We start from the raw sequence: 16230 nt of genomic DNA, 5'->3' as shown, positions 1-16230 counted from the left end.
CACCGAAGCGAATCCGGTGCCGTGCGCTTGAATGGGCGCTATGGCAACTAAGCAGCCCGACAACTCGGTTGACGTCGACAACGACGAGCAACTCGCAGAACCCGAACACGAGCACACCGTGGTGGATGAGCAGCTCGACGACGCTGACGACAGCGACGTCGTGACCGTGAACGAAGCTGACTCGGATGACGCCGCGGATGACGGCCACGATGACGCCGATCACGCAGAGGGCACGCCCCGCCCCGAACCGCTGCTGACCCGCGATGGTTCTCCCGCCGCCGCGCTGTGGAGTCTGAACTCCCGCTGGCGCCACATCAACCACGGCTCCTTCGGAGCAGTCCCTGTCTTTGCCCAACTGCGTCGCCTCGCCTACCTGCAAGACACCGAGAGTGCACCGCAGCGTTGGTTCATGGCCGCGCCTGAGCGTCTTGCTCAGGCCCGCGCGAACCTTGCCGACTTCATCGGTGTGGATGCCGACCGTTTCGCTTTCGTCCCCAACGCCAGCGCCGGAATGACGGCCGCCATCCGCGCCCTCATGCTCAACGCCGGTGACGAGGTGCTCATCACCGACCACGCTTACGGGGCAGTCGCCTTCTCGGCCCGCCGCGAGGCCCGCCAGCGCGGAGCCAAAGTGCGCACCGTGCCCATCGCTCTCGATGCCACGCCCGAACACATCCTCACCGTTCTTGGCAAAGCACTCGCCAAGAAGCCTGCAGGCCTCATCATCGACGCCTCAACCTCGGCCACTGCGCGCGAGTTCCCGGTCGCGGCGCTCGCCGAGTTGGCCACGAAGCACGGGGTGCCTCTGCTCGTGGATGCAGCTCACGCCCCGGGAATTCAGCACCGCCCGGCAGAGGGCGTTGCGGCATCCGCTTGGGTGGGCAATTTGCACAAGTTTGCGTGCGGTTTCCGCGGAACCGCAGTGCTAGTGGCAGAAAAGAAATTCGCCAAGAACCTGTATCCGGTGATTGATTCGTGGGGAATGGATGAGCCGTTCCCCGGTCGTTTCGACGACCAGGGCACCCTCGACTACACGCCCTATCTCGCGACCGTCGATGCAATCACGGGCCTCGAAGACCGTATTGGCTGGGATTCCATTCGCAGCTACATCGACTCGTTGCTCGACTACTCCACCGACGTTGTCGCCGATGCGCTCGATGCTGCGTCTGGCGAAGAGTCGCGAGTGGATGTCGGAACCCCCGCTCCGGGAATGCGTCTCCTGCGGCTCCCCGGCGCTCTCGGCACAACGGATGACACCGCTCACGCTATTCGTCAACGCATCACGGACGAACTCGGATTCGAAACCCAAGTCACGAGCTTCCGCGACATCGGCTACTTAAGGCTCTCCGCGCACGCCTATAACACCGCAGACGACTATGAGCGCTTCGCCGAAGACGCGGTGCCTACTCTCGTGGAGTGGTCGCGCGAGCGCTAGCCCGGCGTCACGTTAACGCACGAAGCGAGCATCCGACCCCGGAGGGTCTGGTGCTCGCCTTGTGATTAGAAGGTGACTATCAGGCGCTACGAGTTTCCTCGTTGTCGTCTTCGTCGTCCTCTTCGTCGACGTCGTACTTATCGCTGTAGGCACTACCAGCGGAGTACTCCGGCCACTTTTCGCTGTCTTCCGACACCGGAGCAGCGCTTTCTGACCCGCTCAACTCGCGAGCGAGTGCACCATAGTTGGTGTCTGGGCTGAAGTACTTCAAATCCCGAGCAACCTTGGTGTGCTTTGCCTTTTGACGGCCGCGTCCCATTCGAGACCCCCTCATGCTTCTGTCCCGGTGCACTGACGGTGGCCAGCGAACGAGCGAACAGGGATGGATGAAAACTAACCTGAAGTTTAGCACGGTGGACAGAAAGGTCTTCGTGGGCGGTGCACAGGTGGGGTGTTCACGGGTAACGTTAGCCCGTGACATCCACCACTGAAACCGACACCTCTGTTGTCGTTATTGGTGCTGGCCAAGCGGGCCTCTCTGTTGCCTACTATTTGCAGAGACTAGGTCTCGACGCCGGCAACGACTTTGTGCTGCTCGACCGCGGCCCCAATACAGGCGGCGCGTGGCAGTTTCGTTGGGAAGCGTTGCGCATTGGTTCCGCCCACCGCATCAATGACCTTCCCGGTCTCGAAGAGCTCGGTTTGAGCTTTGAGACCGCCGACAAACACATGCCAGCCAAGAAGGTCGTCGCTGACTATTACCGTGCATACGAAGAGCACTACGGTTTGCAAGTCGTGCGCAATGCGGATGTCATCGCCGTCGATAACCTCGGCGAACACCTGAACGTGACCTTCACCCTCGATGGCGAAGAAACCAAAACCGTCAGCACGATGCTCGTTATCAACGCCACCGGCACGTGGGGTGCGCCGTTTATCCCGTGGTACCCGGGGCTCAAGTCGTTCAAGGGTCGCCACCTTCACACGAGCGAATACCGCAGCGCCCGCGAATTCACCGACCAGAGCGTTGTCGTAGTTGGCGGCGGAACGTCGGCAATCGGATTCCTGCTCGAACTCGAAAACATCGCCAGCAATCTCACCTGGGTGAGCCGACGCCCCATCGACTTCCTCGAAGACGGTGGCCTCAACCTTGAAGCGCGCAAAGAAGCCGTGCTGATGCAGGATGAGGCGGCGCGGGCGGGCCGAGCCCTGCCCAGCATCGTCAGTGGCACGGGTGTTCCGCGCACCCGCCGCATCCAAGCCGGAATTGAACGGGGCGTTTTGACGCCGCGCCCCATGTTTTCGAGCATCGAGCCCGATGGGGTGCGCTGGAAAGATGGTGCCTTCCAGCAGGCGGATGCCATTATTTGGTCAACCGGGTTCCGCCCAGAACTGCGTCACCTTGCTCCGCTGAAACTTCGCGAGAAAGAGGGCGGAGTGGCCGTCGGGCAGGGCGTCGCCTGGAAAGACCCCCGTGTCTTCTTCGCCGGGTACGGGCCGCAGGCATCAACGATTGGTGCCAACCGTGCGGGGCGGATGATCGCCCGCCAGGCCATCGCGACCCTCAGCAAGATTCAAGCCATGAAAAACGGGCGCTAGCGCTTTCGCAACCGCGAGCCTAAGGCGTCACAGCAATGACAGCCGCCGTGGCTAAACTCGCGGCATGATTACGACGCTGGCGATCGAGGGGTTTCGTTCCCTGCGGCATCTCGTTATGCCGCTTGGTAGATTGACGGTCATTTCGGGCGCGAACGGCGTCGGCAAGTCGAGTGTGTATCGCAGCCTGCGGTTGCTTTCCGAAGTGGGACAGAGTGGCGCGATTGCTGCGCTGGCGCGCGAGGGCGGTGTGCAGTCGATGCTGTGGGCTGGCCCCGAAGCGGGTGCTGCAGCAGCGAAACGCGCCGGGCATCCCGTCCAAGGCACCGTGCGCAAAGATGTCGTGGCGCTCAAGCTTGGCTACGCCGGCACCGAGTTTGGGTATGCAGTCGACTTCGGGTTGCCCACTGACCAGTGCACGATGTTCTCCCGCGATCCCGAGATCAAAGCGGAGTCAGTGTTTAGCGGCGCGGTGTTGCGGCCGGCGACCGCTCTCAGCGAGCGACGAAATGGCGCCGTTCGGGTGCGGGATGCTCGGGGCGAGTGGGTCGCGCACGACTACCGCCTACGTCCCATCGAAAGCATGGTGGCAGCATTTGCGGATCCGGGGCTGGCTCCGGAACTGCTGACGGTGCGGGAAGGATTGGGGTCGTGGCGCTTCTACGATCATTTTCGAACCGATCCCGATGCTCCGGTTCGTCAAGCGCAGCTCGGCACGAATACTCCCGTGCTGAGCCACAGCGGCGCCGATTTGGCAGCAGCGATCCAAACCATTCGCGAGCGTGGCGACAGAACGTTGCTCGACCGCACGATTGAGCAGGCCTTCGATGGTGCATCCGTGCGGGTGCAGTCACGCGATGGACTGTTCTCGCTCGTGATGGAGCAGCCTGGGCTGCTGCGGCCGCTGGAGACCCATGAACTTTCTGATGGCACGCTTCGCTTTCTCATGCTCGTGGCGGCGCTGCTCTCGCCGACACCACCATCGCTGCTCGTGTTGAATGAGCCGGAGACAAGTCTGCATCCGCGACTTCTCGAGCCGCTCGCTCAGCTTGTCGAGGCTGCAGCACAGTTGACCCAGATCGTGGTGGTGTCGCACGCTTCAGCGCTAGTCGACGGTCTGGTGCGCGGCGGAGCGAACGAGGTTCATCTCATCAAGCGTGACGGCGAGACTGTGATCGAGGGCCAAGGCATGCTTGATGAACCGCCCTGGAGCTGGCCGAAACGTTGAGCGACACTGGCCGCGGCGGGAATACCCGCAGCGGGCACTAGCGAAACGCGGGCGTCGCTAGCCGGCGGATGCCACATCGCGAATGAGTGCGCGAAGAGCGGCAAGCTGGGGTCGGCCATCGCTCGTGCGCCACTGCATCTCGAGGGGCAGGGTTGCCGGACGGGCCAGCGGAATGGCGACGAGATCTTCGGGCAGGTGGCCGATGAGGGCGGCGGAGACGAGCGAGAACGCGCGCGACTCCGAGAGCAGATAGAGCCGCGAACCCACGATTCGGGGCGGGCTCACCAGAAGCAGCGGGCCCAGCCCACGCGAGGTGCAGATCTCGAGCAAGTAGTCGAAGTAGGCGGGATTCTGTTCGCGCGGCCACAACAGCAGGGGAAGGTCGCCGAGCTCGGGGAGTTCGAGGTGGGCGGCATCCGCCAGTGGGTGTTTGCGGCTGATCGCGACGAAGACTTGTTCTTCGGCGAGCACCTCAACGCTGTACCCGTCCACGGTGTCGAGAAAACGGCCGAGTCCAACATCTGCTTGTTCGGCGACGAGGTGGGCGGAGACGCCGCCGGTGTCGACGAGGATGTCTTCGATGCGAGTGGATGCAAGTGACTGTTCGGCTTTGCTGATCACGGCGGGGAGCAGCCGATTTACGATGCTCGGAGACGCCACCACGCGCACGGTGCGCAGGCGGCTCGGTTCGTGCAGCTTCACGTCGAGCACGACTTGAGTTGCGTGAGCGAGCAGCTTCTTGCCCTCGGCGGCCATCGCTTCGCCTGCCAGCGTGAGTGTGGCTGACCGCCCGGACCGGTCGAGCAGCGCGACCTCCAGCGCGCGCTCCAGCCGAGTGACTTCCTGGCTCACTGTTGGCTGGGAGATGTGGAGAGCTTCGGCTGCGCGGCCGAAATGCCCGAACTCGGCCACGGCGACAAAGATCTCCACTTGCCGCAGTGTGATTCGCATAGGTTAAACCTATCGAAACTCTCGTGACTCTTTATGGATTCTTGGTAATCGACTGGTTACGGTGGGGAGAGAGGTACGCCTCCGCCCGAGCATCAGTGAAGAGCACAGCGAAGAATGAGAGTGACTATGTCTGAACCCGTCATCCACGTGTCCCAAGAAGTGCAGGATGCTGTTCGCGAGAACCGCCCCGTTGTCGCTCTCGAATCCACAATCTTCACCCACGGGCTTCCTCGCCCGCGCAACCTCGACGTTGCACTTGAAGCCGAAGCCGGTCTTCGCGCGCAGGGCGTCACGCCCGCCACGATCGGTGTCTTCAACGGTGTGCCGACTGTCGGCCTCAGTACCGAACAGATCACCGAACTCTCGAACACCGACAAGATCGCCAAAGCCAGCCTTCGCGACCTTCCTGTTGTTCGCGCGCTCGGCATCCACGGTGGCACTACCGTCGCAGCAACCGCGTTCCTCGCCCACCATGCTGGCGTGAAGGTCTTCTCCACCGGCGGTCTCGGTGGCGTTCACCACGGCGCCTCCGAAACCTTTGATGAGTCAGCCGACATGACCACGTTGGCGCAGATCCCCATCCTCGTGATCAGCGCCGGAGTGAAGTCGATTCTCGACATCCCCGCAACGCTCGAACGCTTCGAGACCCTCAACATCCCGGTCATCGGCTACGGCACCACCAAGTACCCCGGCTTCTATGTCACTGACTCTGGCTTCAGCATCGGCTACTCAGTCGACACTCCCGAAGAGGTCGCCGCCGTTGTCACCGCACGCGATGAACTCGGCCTGCCGCAGTCGGTGTTGCTGGCCAACCCCGTCGCCGTCGACAAGCAGCTTCCGCCGGAGCAGCTCGACGACATCCTCGCCCGGGCATGGGCTGAGGCCGAGAAGCAGGGCATCAGCGGCAACGCCTCAACCCCGTTCTTGCTCGACTTCATCCAGAAGGACACCAAGGGCGTCAGCCTGGATGTCAACGTCGAGGTCTACCGCGGCAACGTCTCGCTCGGTGGACTCGTCGCCACGGCGCTCACGCGCTAGCGGCGAGCGAACACGTGCTCGGCATCATTGGCGATCTGGTTGAGGACGTCGTGGTGTGGCTCTCGGAGCCACTCCGCCACGGCACCGACACCGAAGCCGAAATCTTCCACACTCGTGGCGGAAGCGGGGCAAACGTCGCGAGCTTTGCTGGCCGTCTCGGTCCGACCCGGTTCATCGGCTGCGTGGGAAACGACAATCTCGGCACCGCCCTAGTGCAGGACTTGGAAGCGGAAGGCGTTGACGTGCGCGTGCAGCGCAAACACGTCACCGGCACCGTCATCATCCTGATTGACCAAGACGGCGAACGCAGCATGCTGCCGAACCGAGCTGCGGCGACGATGCTCGACGAGGTGCCTGATGGGTGGCTCGACGGGCTTGAGCTGCTGCACGTGTCGGCGTACTCCTTCAACGGCGCCCCGGTCGGCGATACAGTGATCGACGTCATCCGTCGCGCAAAGAGAAGGGGCATTCTGGTGTCAATCGATGTCTCTTCCACGGGGATGCTCGCCCAGTACGGCATCGACCGCTTCCTCGACCTGATGGTCGATCTGGCTCCCGATTTCCTCATCGGTAACCAGAGCGAAATGGCCTGCCTCGATGTGGTCGTCGACGGAAAGCCGGGCACCAACGCACCACGCTTGACCGACACGATCATCGTCACCAAAGCGGGCGCTGATCCCACGATCGTGCACCAGCCCGGCAGTGAGCCGCTCACCGTGGCAGTGCCTCCGGTTCCTGCCGTGCGTGACCTCACTGGTGCCGGCGACGCCTTCGCTGCTGGCTTTCTCACGTCGTACCTCGCGACGCACGACCTGCAGAAAGCGTGCGTCGGCGGGCACTCATCGGCAGCGCTTGTTCTCTGCTCGCCAGGAGCCTCTGCCGGATGACTCACCGTTTTGTAAAGATCTGCGGCATCAGCACGGCGGATGCCGCAGCGGCGGTAGCCGACAGCGGCGCCAACGCGATCGGGTTCGTCTTCGCTCCCGGCAGTCCTCGTGAGGTCAGCGCCGAGCAGGCGCGTTCCCTCATCGCGGGCTTGCCGTCCGCGCTCGAAACGGTTGGCGTCTTTCGCAACCAACCGATCGAGACGGTGCTCCGCACCGCGCACGCGGCCGGTATCGCCACAGTGCAGTTGCACGGTGACGAAACTGAGGCAGAGTTTGACCGGCTGCGGGCAGAGGGCTTCGGCACCATCCGCGCCCTGTCTATCGATGATTACCGCCGACTCAGTCATGACGGAGTGCTGCGCGCCGATGACCGATTGCTGATCGATGCGGTGACGCCGGGCGGGGGAGCAGCCTTCGACCCCACCCTGCTGTCGGATGCTGCGCCTGACGGCTTCTGGATTCTGGCCGGTGGCCTCACCCCGCAGAATGTGGCCGAGCTGGTCGGCATCATGCAACCGGGAGGCGTTGACGTGTCGAGCGGCGTCGAAGTGAGCCGAGGCGTAAAGGATCCCGCACTGATTCGTGCTTTCGTGGCGGCTGTTCGCGACGCCTGAGCCGCCGGGCGAACCTCACTGGAGACTCAGCCGAGCCGAGAACCTACGTTGTAGCGAGCGCGATCAGACCGAAGTAGGTCGCTGCTGCGACACCAATGCCGAGTATGAGGTTAGCGGCGACGCTAGCGACCGCCACCCTGAGCCGTTTGAGGTTGGCAATCTGCATTGTTTCAACACTGAGGGTGCTGAAGGTCGTGAGTCCGCCACAGAGGCCGGTGAGCAACACGAGCTCGAGGTTGGGGTCGATGGTGCCAATGTGCGCCATGCCGGCGAGCGTCCCGCCGAGGGCGGAGCCGATCACGTTGACCACGAGCACGGCCCACGGGAACCGCTTGTGCGGAACAAACGCGCGTGCCGTGAGGTAGCGCAAGACGGCCCCGGCGGCACCGGCGCCCAGGATCGCAAACACCACGCCCGCGGTCATTCGTTCACCAGGTCAGGGCGGCGTGCGCGAGCGAAACCGAGGCGCAGGCCCAGTGCGGCCGCGGCGAGTCCGAGCACCATGGTGGCGGCGAGGTAGATGAGGGCCGGGATGAGCTGGTCGGCACCTATGAGTTGCACGACGGCGACGGCAAGTGCGGAGAACGTCGTGAAGGAACCGAGAAGACCGGCGCCTAGGCCGGCACGGGCCCAGACCGGGGCTGGTGTCCACAGTTCGGCAACGACGAGTGCCAGCACGAAACTGCCGACGATATTGGCGATCAGAGTGGAGAGGGGAAACAGCCCATCGTCGGTGGCAAAGGCAAGATCGAGGGCGAACCGCATTCCGGTGCCGATAGCACCGCCAACGGCCACGGCAGCGAGTTCACGGATCATGCGCTGCCTTCCAAGTGCCAGTTCTCGGGTCTGTACTGCCTATACAGTCACCCTATGGCAAGCGGGCGCTGCCCCGCGCCATGCGCGCAGTCCTAGACTGAAGCCATGACCCGAACTGCTGCGCGCCGCCGCCGTTGGCCGTGGATCGTGCTCGCCGTAGTTGTGGTGTTGCTCGTGCCCATCGCCATCATCGTCGTGCCGATTCTCACCCATGAGAGCGCGGGTCAATCGAACCAAGAACTCACGGCTGGCGAATGGCCGCTCTCTGTCACCGCCGAGGGTGATGACGGACGAACCCGCACGCTCAGCGTCGCCGGTGAAAACGGCGAACCCATCGCCACCGAAGCACTCGTTCGTGACGAACGGGTGGTCGTGACGGGAACCGGGTATGACGGCACTCAAGGGGTCTACGTTGCCGTGTGCGTCATCCCAGAAACATCGGCAGACAAGCCAGGGCCGTGCATCGGCGGAGTGCCAAGCCAGCAGCAAGAGAATGTTGCCGAAGGCACCGTGCAGTGGGCGCCCAGCAACTGGATCAACGCCGATTGGGCCTGGCGGCTCTTCGGCGCTCGCAGCTATGACGACACCGCGACCGGCACCTTCACGGCCTACCTCGAGCTTGGTGACCCGCAAGGTGAAGACGCTGACTGCATCACGAACGAGTGCGGCATCTTCACCCGCAACGACCACACCGCGCTCAATGACCGGGTGCAGGATGTCTACGTTCCGGTGAAATTCACCGAATAGCGCCGCGCGCTTGACATTGACGTAACGTCAACCTCTACCGTCGAGGTATGGCACACGACACCCCACCACTCGCCGAGCGTTCGATCAACGACGTCGCCCGCATCACCGGCACGACATCGCGCACGCTGCGGCACTACGACGACATCGGGCTGCTCACACCAAGCCGGGTCGGCGCCAATGGCTACCGCTATTACGACGCGGATGCTCTCGCTCGCCTTCAACGCATTCTGCTGTTGCGCGAACTCGGGCTCGGCCTTGCGGCCATTGCCGAGGTGCTCGCCGGGCAACGGGATGACACGGCTGCGCTCAGAGACCACGTGCGCCTGCTCGAAAGCGAGAAGCAGCGCATCGATCGGCTCATCGCGTCGGTGAGCACCACTATCCACAAACTCACAGAAGGAGAGCCACTCATGGCTGAAGAAATGTTCGACGGATTCGACCACACCGCCCATAAGGACGAAGTCGAGCAGCGCTGGGGCGCTGACTCGTACGCGGCGAGTAACACCTGGTGGAAGGCGATGAGCGCGGCCGACCAAGCTGCGTTCGTTGCGGCGCAGAAGCAGCTGGCGGCGGATTGGGCCGCTGCTGCCGAGCGCGGCGATGACCCCGAGAGCGACGCCGCTCAGGTGCTCGCACAGCGTCAGTTCGACGCGCTTGTCGGTATCCCCGGCACTCCGAGCGAAGGAAAAGCGGGGCCGCCCCGGGAGTATTATCTCGGGCTTGCCGAGATGTATGTCGCTGATCCCCGCTTCGCTCGCAATTACGGCGGGCAGGCGGGTGCCGAGTTCGTGCGCGCGGCCATGATTGCATTTGCGGCCACACGCTGGAGCTAGTCCGCGCCGCTGATCTGTCGCACGCGGGCGGGTTGCGGCGGGTTGCGGGGGTGCTCGCGCTGCGCGGGTGCGGCGCCGCTACGGAACGGTGACGTCGGGGCTCGGCTCGGGCGTCTCCACGCTCTCGCCAGAGACGGCGGCAGGCACCATGAGGCGCGGAATCGTAAAGTGCACAATCGGGCCGATCAGCAGGGCGAACGCGAGGGTGCCCCAGCCGAGATCGCCACCGAGGAACGCGCCGATGCTCAACACGACAAGTTCAATGCTGCTGCGCACGACCCAAATCTTGCCACCGTAGCGGCGGTGGATGCCCGTCATGAGGCCATCGCGCGGCCCCGGGCCAAAGCGTGCCCCGAGGTAGAGGCCGGTCGCGATTCCGAGGAGCAGCAGGCCGGCGGCAAACACGAGGATGCGCAGCGCGAGTCCCTCAATTTCGGGCAGCATCCACAGCCCGAGTTGGGCACTCGGTCCGACGAGAGCCACGTTGAAGACGGTTCCGATGCCGGGCTTTTGGCGGATCGGGATCCAGAGCAGTAACACGACAAGGCCAATGATGTTGGTAACAAAGCCAAAGGGGATACCGGTGGTGAGAGAGACACCCTGACCGAGTACATCCCACGGGCCAACTCCAACCTCGGCGCGAATCATCAGCGCGATGGCGAAGCCGTAGAGGAACAGTCCGATGCCGAGCTGAACGATTCGTCGTGTCATGGTGAAGCGGGGAGTCATCCAAGTATCCAATTACGTAATTGGACTCGGAGCAAGAGGCCAATCGCGCTATCGTGGCCTCATGAATAGCCTTTCTGCCCGAGCATTGGTCGTAATGATGGGTGAGTGGCGTGCGTCGGGGTCGAATGCGGCTTATGCGGCCGTCTCTGACCGCATCCGACTCCTCATCATGGATGGTCGCATTCTGACGTCGACGCGGCTGCCGGCTGAGCGTGAACTCGCCCTTGCGCTCGGAGTGAGCCGCACGACCGTGACGGCGGCCTATTCGACGCTGCGTGAAGGCGGCTACGTGGAGAGCACGCGTGGCTCGGGCAGCGTTGCCCAGTTGCCGCATCGTGCGAACCCGATTCCCGAATCGACAGCGCCGCAAATGTTGGATTTCAGTAAGTCGACAATGTCGGCGGCGCCCGAAGTGATTGAGGCTTCTCGTCGTGCGGCCGAACAACTGCCGGCCTACCTGGGAGAGTCTGGGTTCGACCCGGTGGGTTTGCCGGTCCTGCGCGAAGCTATCGCCCAGCGCTACGCCGATCGCGGGCTGCCGACGAGCCCCGACCAGATCATGGTGACCCTCGGCGCTCAGCACGCCATCGCCCTGATCTCGCGCACCCTCATGTCTCGTGGCGATCGTGCCCTCATGGAAAACCCGAGTTACCCGCACGCTCTCGATGCGCTTCGGGCCGCTGGTGCGCGCCTCGTGCCGGTCGGTGTCTCGACCGAAACCGGCTGGGATGCCATCGCCGTCGAGCAGGCCATCCAACGCACGAGCCCCTCGCTGGCCTATCTCATGCCCGACTTTCACAACCCCACCGGGCAGTCCATGCCCGACGAACTGCGCGAAAAAGTGCTGTCACTCGCTGCTCGCCACGGCACCGCGGTCATCGCCGACGAGACTATGGCGGAGCTCGATCTCGACAGCAACGGCACACGACTTCCTTTTGCTGCTCACGGCAACGCCATCTCGGTCGGCTCTGTCGGCAAGACAGTGTGGGGCGGGCTGCGCACTGGCTGGATCCGCGCCGACCACGCCACCATCCGTCAACTGGTTCGCGCACGATCGGCCGGTGACCTCGGAACCCCGCTGCTAGAACAGCTTGTCGTTACCAACGTTCTCGAAGACTTTCCTTCGATTCTGGATGCTCGACGCACGTCTTTGCGTGCCGGTCGCGAGCACCTCTCCGCCCTCCTTGCCGAGCAACTGCCGTCCTGGCAGGTGCCGCACACCCAGGGAGGAATGACCGCCTGGGTCGGTCTCGGCGAACCCGTCAGCTCGCAGCTCGTTCTCGCCGCTCGCAATGAGGGCCTCGTGATCGCGGCTGGTCCGCGGTTCGGAATGGATGGCGCGTTCGAACGGTTCCTGCGCATCCCGTTCAGTGGAAACGCCGCCGATCTGGAACAGGGCGTCTCGGCGCTCGCCGCAGCGTGGTCGACGGTGATGCGGCATCCGTTCTCGCCGGCGAGCACTGAACTGGCCAGCGTCGTCTAAGTCTTACGACGGAGAGAGCGCCTCGCGGCGGCGCACCTTTTACGCAGATGTAATCTCGCGAGAGTACGCGGAATACTGAGCGTGCTGAGAGAATTGACCTAACCAAGAAGTGGTTTTTGCGACCGCGCCCGCGTTTAACAGCAACGAAAGTTCCCTCGTGCATCTGCTTTCTGTCTTCTCCCTGCGTAACCGAGCCCTCATCGCGCTCGTGACGATCGTTATCGGAATCTTCGGTGGCGTTGCTTTGACATCGCTCAAGCAAGAGCTCATTCCGTCGCTGTCGCTGCCGCAGATCTTCATCGTCTCTACCTACCCGGGCGCATCGCCGGCGGTTGTCGATAAGGACTTGGCAGGCCCGCTTGAGGCAGCCATCCAGGGCGTCGAGGGGCTTGAGTCGACGACCGCAACCTCGAACTCGAACTTCGCCAACATTTCGGCTTCCTTCGCATACGGCACCAACATCGCCACTGCCGAGCAGAAGATTCAGCTCGCCATCAACCGCATCTCTGGCCAGCTTCCCGACTCCGCCGACACTCAGGTGTTCACCTTCAACTTCACCGATCTTCCGGTCGTGCAGATCGCAGTCTCGAGCGACCTCGACCCTCTCGAGCTCTCCAGCAAGCTCGAAGCATCCACTCTGGTTGAACTCAATAAGTTGGATGGCGTCAGCGACGCAAGCCTGCTGGGCACGTCTACTCAGCGCCTGGTTATCACTCCCGACCAAGACGAACTGTTCCTCAACGGGCTGAACAACCAGGACATCATTTCTGCGCTCGACGACAACGGCGTGCTGTTGCCAGCCGGTGAGATCACCGAAGATGGCCAGACCCTCACGGTGCAGGCCGGTCAGCGCATCACGACGGCAGACGGCATTGCCGAACTGCCGTTGCTCGGCGGTTCGAACACCGAAGTCGTCACCATCTCAGACGTAGCGACCGTCGACGTCATCGACGATCCCGCCACCGGAATCTCGCGCGTTGACGGTGAGCCTTCGCTCACGATCGCGATCACGAAGAGCCCCGCGGGCAACACCGTCGCTGTGTCGCAAGCCGTTCTCGAAGCGATCCCCGACCTCGAGAGTGCCCTCGGCAACAACACCAAGTTCACGGTTGTCTTCGACCAGGCCCCCTTCATCCAAGAATCAATCGACAGCCTCACCACCGAGGGGCTGCTCGGTCTCGTCTTCGCCGTGATCGTGATTCTGGTGTTCTTGCTGTCGATCCGATCGACGCTGGTGACCGCGATCTCGATCCCGGCATCCGTTCTCATCACCTTTATCGGTATGCAGGTCTCGGGCTATACCCTCAACATCATCACCCTCGGAGCCCTCACGATCTCGATTGGTCGAGTGGTGGATGACTCGATTGTGGTTATCGAGAACATCAAGAGACACGTCTCGATGGGGGAGCCCAAGCTTCAGGCCATCCAGACGGCAGTGAAGGAAGTTGCGGGAGCCATCACGGCCTCGACCGTGACGACCATCGCGGTGTTCTTGCCGCTGGCTCTTGTCGGCGACATCACGGGAGAGTTGTTCCGCCCGTTCGCGTTGACGACCGCCATCGCGCTCGCCGCATCACTCTTCGTGTCGCTCACGATCGTGCCGGTGCTCGCCTACTGGTTCCTCGGCAACAAGGCTGTGCCGCGCCACACCGAAGACGCTGTGGAGCACGCGCACGCAGCGGGTATGCCTCAGGAAGAGAAGACCAACGCCCTGCAGCGTGGCTACCTACCCGTAATCAAGTGGACGCTCAAGCGCCCCGTTGCCACACTCATGACTGCTGTTCTCCTGCTCGGTGGAACCGTGGCACTCGTGCCGTTCATGAAGACCAACTTCATTGGCGACAGCGGACAGAACACTCTGACCGTCAACCAGTCGCTGCCGCTCGGTGCAAGCCTCGAAGCTCGTGACGAAGCCGCCAAGAAGGTTGAAGCGGTTCTCATGGACCTCGACGGCATCGAGACCGTGCAGCTCTCCATCGGTTCCAGCGGCGGCTCGCTGCGGGCTGCGTTCACCGGCAGCGGAGCGAACGCATTCTCGCTCACCACCGACCCCGACCTTGATCAGACCGAGCTGCAAGAAGACGTGCGCGAGGCTGTAGCCGACATCGAGGATGCCGGCGAGATCACCCTCGCCGCGGCCTCCAGCGGTTTCGCATCCAGCGACATCGAGATCAACCTCACCGCCACCAGCGATTCTGAACTGCGTGAAGCATCGGATGCCCTGCTCGAGCAGGTGCGCGACCTCGACATCGTTGCCGAAGCCACCAGCAACCTGTCGGAGCAGCAGCCGTTCATCTCGATCGTTGTTGACCGCGACAAGGCCGCCGAAGTCGGACTGAGTGAAATTGCAGTCGGTGGAATTGTCACCGGTGCGATGAACCCGAATGCGGTCGGTAGTGCCGTCATCGACGAATCGACGCTCTCGATTTACATTCTCAATGACCTTGCGCCGACCACGATCGAAGAGTTGGAAGACTTCGAGATCCCGGGTGCCACCGGACTCATCCCGCTGACGGATGTCGCCACAGTGTCCGTTGACGACGGCCCCGCGAGCATCACCTCGGTGAAGGGTGTGCGCAGTGCGACCTTGAGCGTGACGCCGAGCAGTGACGACGTAGGAACGGCATCCGCTCTGGTTGCTACCGCTGTTGATGAAGCAGAACTGCCCGCGGGCGCTTCTGCCGAACTGGGCGGTGTCGCTACGGAGCAGACGGATGCGTTCCAGCAGCTTGGCCTCGCGCTCCTGGTCGCAATTCTCATCGTGTATGTCGTGATGGTGGCAACCTTCAAGAGCCTGCGCCAGCCGTTGCTGCTGCTGGTCTCGGTGCCCTTCGCGGCAACCGGTGCCATTGCGCTTCAGGTGATCTCGGGCATCCCGCTCGGTGTTGCCTCGCTCATCGGTGTGCTGATGCTCATCGGTATCGTCGTGACGAATGCCATCGTGCTCGTCGACCTCATCAACCAGTACCGCGTGAAGGGCATGCGCGCTCGCGAAGCCATCATCGAGGGTGCATCGCGTCGACTCCGCCCCATCTTGATGACCGCGGCGGCAACGATCTTTGCGCTCCTTCCCCTCGGCATCGGTGTCACGGGTCAGGGCGGGTTCATTTCGCAGCCCCTGGCCATCATCGTTATCGGCGGACTTGTTTCCTCGACCGTGCTCACCCTCGTGGTGCTGCCCGTTCTGTACTACCTCGTCGAGGGCGCTAAGGAACGTCGCGAAGACAAGAAGGCAGCCGGCACCGATCGCAAGAGCCGTCGCGCAGCCAAGAAGGCTGGTCGCGAGACTCCGGTGGTTGCCACCGCAGAGTAATCCTTGAATGGTCTAGTTTCCCCCCGCCGGTTCAGCCGCCGTGGGGAAACAGAATTTCTGTCACTATTGTGGGAGACTTTCTGCAGACCGAATCGGAGAACTCATGTACGGCAATATGGGGTACTTCCCCTTCGCAATCGCACTGATGCTCTTGGCGATAGTCGTGGGTGCCTTGCTTGTCTATTGGCTGATCCGTCTGGCGGTTGGTCGGGCGATGCGCGATCACCATATGTGGCTTGAGCGTCGCGCTGAAAAAACTCTTCCGCCGGAGCCGCGCCCCAACGGCGATCTTCCCTACGACCACAACGTTTAGTCACCGACGTGGGCGAGGGCGGGCTGGGATCTGCCTGCGTGCCTCGCGCGACCGCATCACTGCATTCGCTTAGCGTTTCACGCCGTCCGGTAGACCACTTGGCCTGATCTGCTCGTTCAATTGAACAAATGTCAGTGCCGTCCGACAGGGTGAGTAAGTAACCACGCGGGGGCGTCTAGGCGATACCGGCCAGATGAGATCACTCATCACTCGGCCAGTTGTCGTGTGCCTCGGCGTGCGCGCACAACAA

The 16230-nt window shown here is 62.9% G+C and carries 16 protein-coding genes; 11 read left to right on the top strand and 5 right to left on the bottom strand.

Annotated elements, in window-relative coordinates; genetic code table 11:
* Positions 1 to 40 precede the first annotated feature (40 nt).
* Positions 41 to 1435, top strand: a complete 1395-nt coding sequence (locus I6E56_RS07270; RefSeq protein ID WP_197137018.1) for an aminotransferase class V-fold PLP-dependent enzyme — start codon at positions 41 to 43, stop codon at positions 1433 to 1435.
* Positions 1436 to 1514: 79 nt separating this feature from the next.
* Here I6E56_RS07270 and I6E56_RS07265 read toward each other — a convergent pair whose 3' ends face one another.
* The gene (locus tag I6E56_RS07265) at positions 1515 to 1754 is read right to left on the bottom strand and encodes a DUF3073 domain-containing protein (RefSeq protein ID WP_197109364.1); all 240 of its coding nucleotides are present in this window, start codon (positions 1752 to 1754) and stop codon (positions 1515 to 1517) included.
* 155 nt (positions 1755 to 1909) lie between these two features.
* Here I6E56_RS07265 and I6E56_RS07260 point away from each other — a divergent pair, with 155 nt between their 5' ends.
* A complete protein-coding gene (locus I6E56_RS07260) occupies positions 1910 to 3031 on the top strand; it encodes an NAD(P)-binding domain-containing protein (RefSeq protein WP_197137017.1) in 1122 nt (373 codons plus the stop codon).
* A 64-nt stretch (positions 3032 to 3095) separates the two neighbouring features.
* A complete protein-coding gene (locus I6E56_RS07255; protein ID WP_197137016.1) occupies positions 3096 to 4256 on the top strand; it encodes an AAA family ATPase in 1161 nt (386 codons plus the stop codon).
* 57 nt (positions 4257 to 4313) lie between these two features.
* Here the strand turns inward: I6E56_RS07255 and I6E56_RS07250 are convergent, their stop codons facing one another.
* The gene (locus tag I6E56_RS07250) at positions 4314 to 5207 is read right to left on the bottom strand and encodes a LysR family transcriptional regulator (protein WP_197137015.1); all 894 of its coding nucleotides are present in this window, start codon (positions 5205 to 5207) and stop codon (positions 4314 to 4316) included.
* A gap of 126 nt (positions 5208 to 5333) precedes the next feature.
* Between I6E56_RS07250 and I6E56_RS07245 the strand changes: the two genes are divergently transcribed.
* From I6E56_RS07245 to I6E56_RS07235, 3 genes are read left to right on the top strand one after another with little or no spacing between them, the layout of a single operon-like run.
* Positions 5334 to 6245 (top strand): pseudouridine-5'-phosphate glycosidase, encoded by a 912-nt coding sequence (locus tag I6E56_RS07245; RefSeq protein ID WP_197137014.1) that lies wholly within the window; start codon positions 5334 to 5336, stop codon positions 6243 to 6245.
* Positions 6246 to 6259: 14 nt separating this feature from the next.
* Entirely contained in the window at positions 6260 to 7132 is an 873-nt protein-coding gene (locus I6E56_RS07240; RefSeq protein WP_197137013.1) for a PfkB family carbohydrate kinase, read from the top strand.
* Positions 7129 to 7746 carry a phosphoribosylanthranilate isomerase gene (locus I6E56_RS07235; RefSeq protein ID WP_197137012.1) on the top strand — a complete coding sequence of 206 codons (618 nt, stop codon included), beginning with the start codon at positions 7129 to 7131 and terminating at the stop codon, positions 7744 to 7746. The genes I6E56_RS07240 and I6E56_RS07235 overlap by 4 nt, the downstream gene beginning before the upstream one ends.
* 43 nt (positions 7747 to 7789) lie before the next feature.
* On the opposite strand, the gene I6E56_RS07230 is transcribed toward I6E56_RS07235, so the two are convergent.
* Positions 7790 to 8170, bottom strand: coding sequence for a CrcB family protein (locus I6E56_RS07230; RefSeq protein WP_197137010.1), 381 nt, complete (start codon positions 8168 to 8170; stop codon positions 7790 to 7792).
* Positions 8167 to 8562: a CrcB family protein gene (locus I6E56_RS07225; protein ID WP_197122939.1), complete on the bottom strand. Its 396-nt coding sequence runs from the start codon at positions 8560 to 8562 to the stop codon at positions 8167 to 8169. The genes I6E56_RS07230 and I6E56_RS07225 overlap by 4 nt, the downstream gene beginning before the upstream one ends.
* Positions 8563 to 8667: 105 nt before the next feature.
* On the opposite strand from I6E56_RS07225, the gene I6E56_RS07220 reads away from it, so the two are divergent.
* Both I6E56_RS07220 and I6E56_RS07215 read left to right on the top strand, forming a co-directional pair.
* Positions 8668 to 9309: a hypothetical protein gene (locus tag I6E56_RS07220; RefSeq protein ID WP_197137008.1), complete on the top strand. Its 642-nt coding sequence runs from the start codon at positions 8668 to 8670 to the stop codon at positions 9307 to 9309.
* 47 nt (positions 9310 to 9356) lie between these two features.
* The gene (locus I6E56_RS07215) at positions 9357 to 10142 is read left to right on the top strand and encodes a MerR family transcriptional regulator (RefSeq protein WP_197137007.1); all 786 of its coding nucleotides are present in this window, start codon (positions 9357 to 9359) and stop codon (positions 10140 to 10142) included.
* A gap of 78 nt (positions 10143 to 10220) precedes the next feature.
* Here I6E56_RS07215 and I6E56_RS07210 read toward each other — a convergent pair whose 3' ends face one another.
* Entirely contained in the window at positions 10221 to 10871 is a 651-nt protein-coding gene (locus I6E56_RS07210) for a YitT family protein (protein ID WP_197137006.1), read from the bottom strand.
* Positions 10872 to 10932: 61 nt separating this feature from the next.
* Between I6E56_RS07210 and I6E56_RS07205 the strand changes: the two genes are divergently transcribed.
* The 3 genes from I6E56_RS07205 to I6E56_RS07195 all read left to right on the top strand — a co-directional run bounded on the left by I6E56_RS07205 (position 10933) and on the right by I6E56_RS07195 (position 15980).
* Positions 10933 to 12354: a PLP-dependent aminotransferase family protein gene (locus tag I6E56_RS07205; protein ID WP_197137005.1), complete on the top strand. Its 1422-nt coding sequence runs from the start codon at positions 10933 to 10935 to the stop codon at positions 12352 to 12354.
* A gap of 157 nt (positions 12355 to 12511) precedes the next feature.
* On the top strand, positions 12512 to 15667 hold the full coding sequence (locus tag I6E56_RS07200; RefSeq protein WP_197137004.1) for an efflux RND transporter permease subunit: 3156 nt from the start codon (positions 12512 to 12514) through the stop codon (positions 15665 to 15667).
* A gap of 103 nt (positions 15668 to 15770) precedes the next feature.
* A complete protein-coding gene (locus I6E56_RS07195; RefSeq protein ID WP_197137003.1) occupies positions 15771 to 15980 on the top strand; it encodes a hypothetical protein in 210 nt (69 codons plus the stop codon).
* Positions 15981 to 16230 lie beyond the last annotated feature (250 nt).

Origin of the sequence: Salinibacterium sp. NK8237, assembly GCF_015864955.1 — a bacterium.
Lineage (GTDB): Bacteria > Actinomycetota > Actinomycetes > Actinomycetales > Microbacteriaceae > Rhodoglobus.
This window is presented reverse-complemented; position numbering and strand designations above follow the sequence as displayed.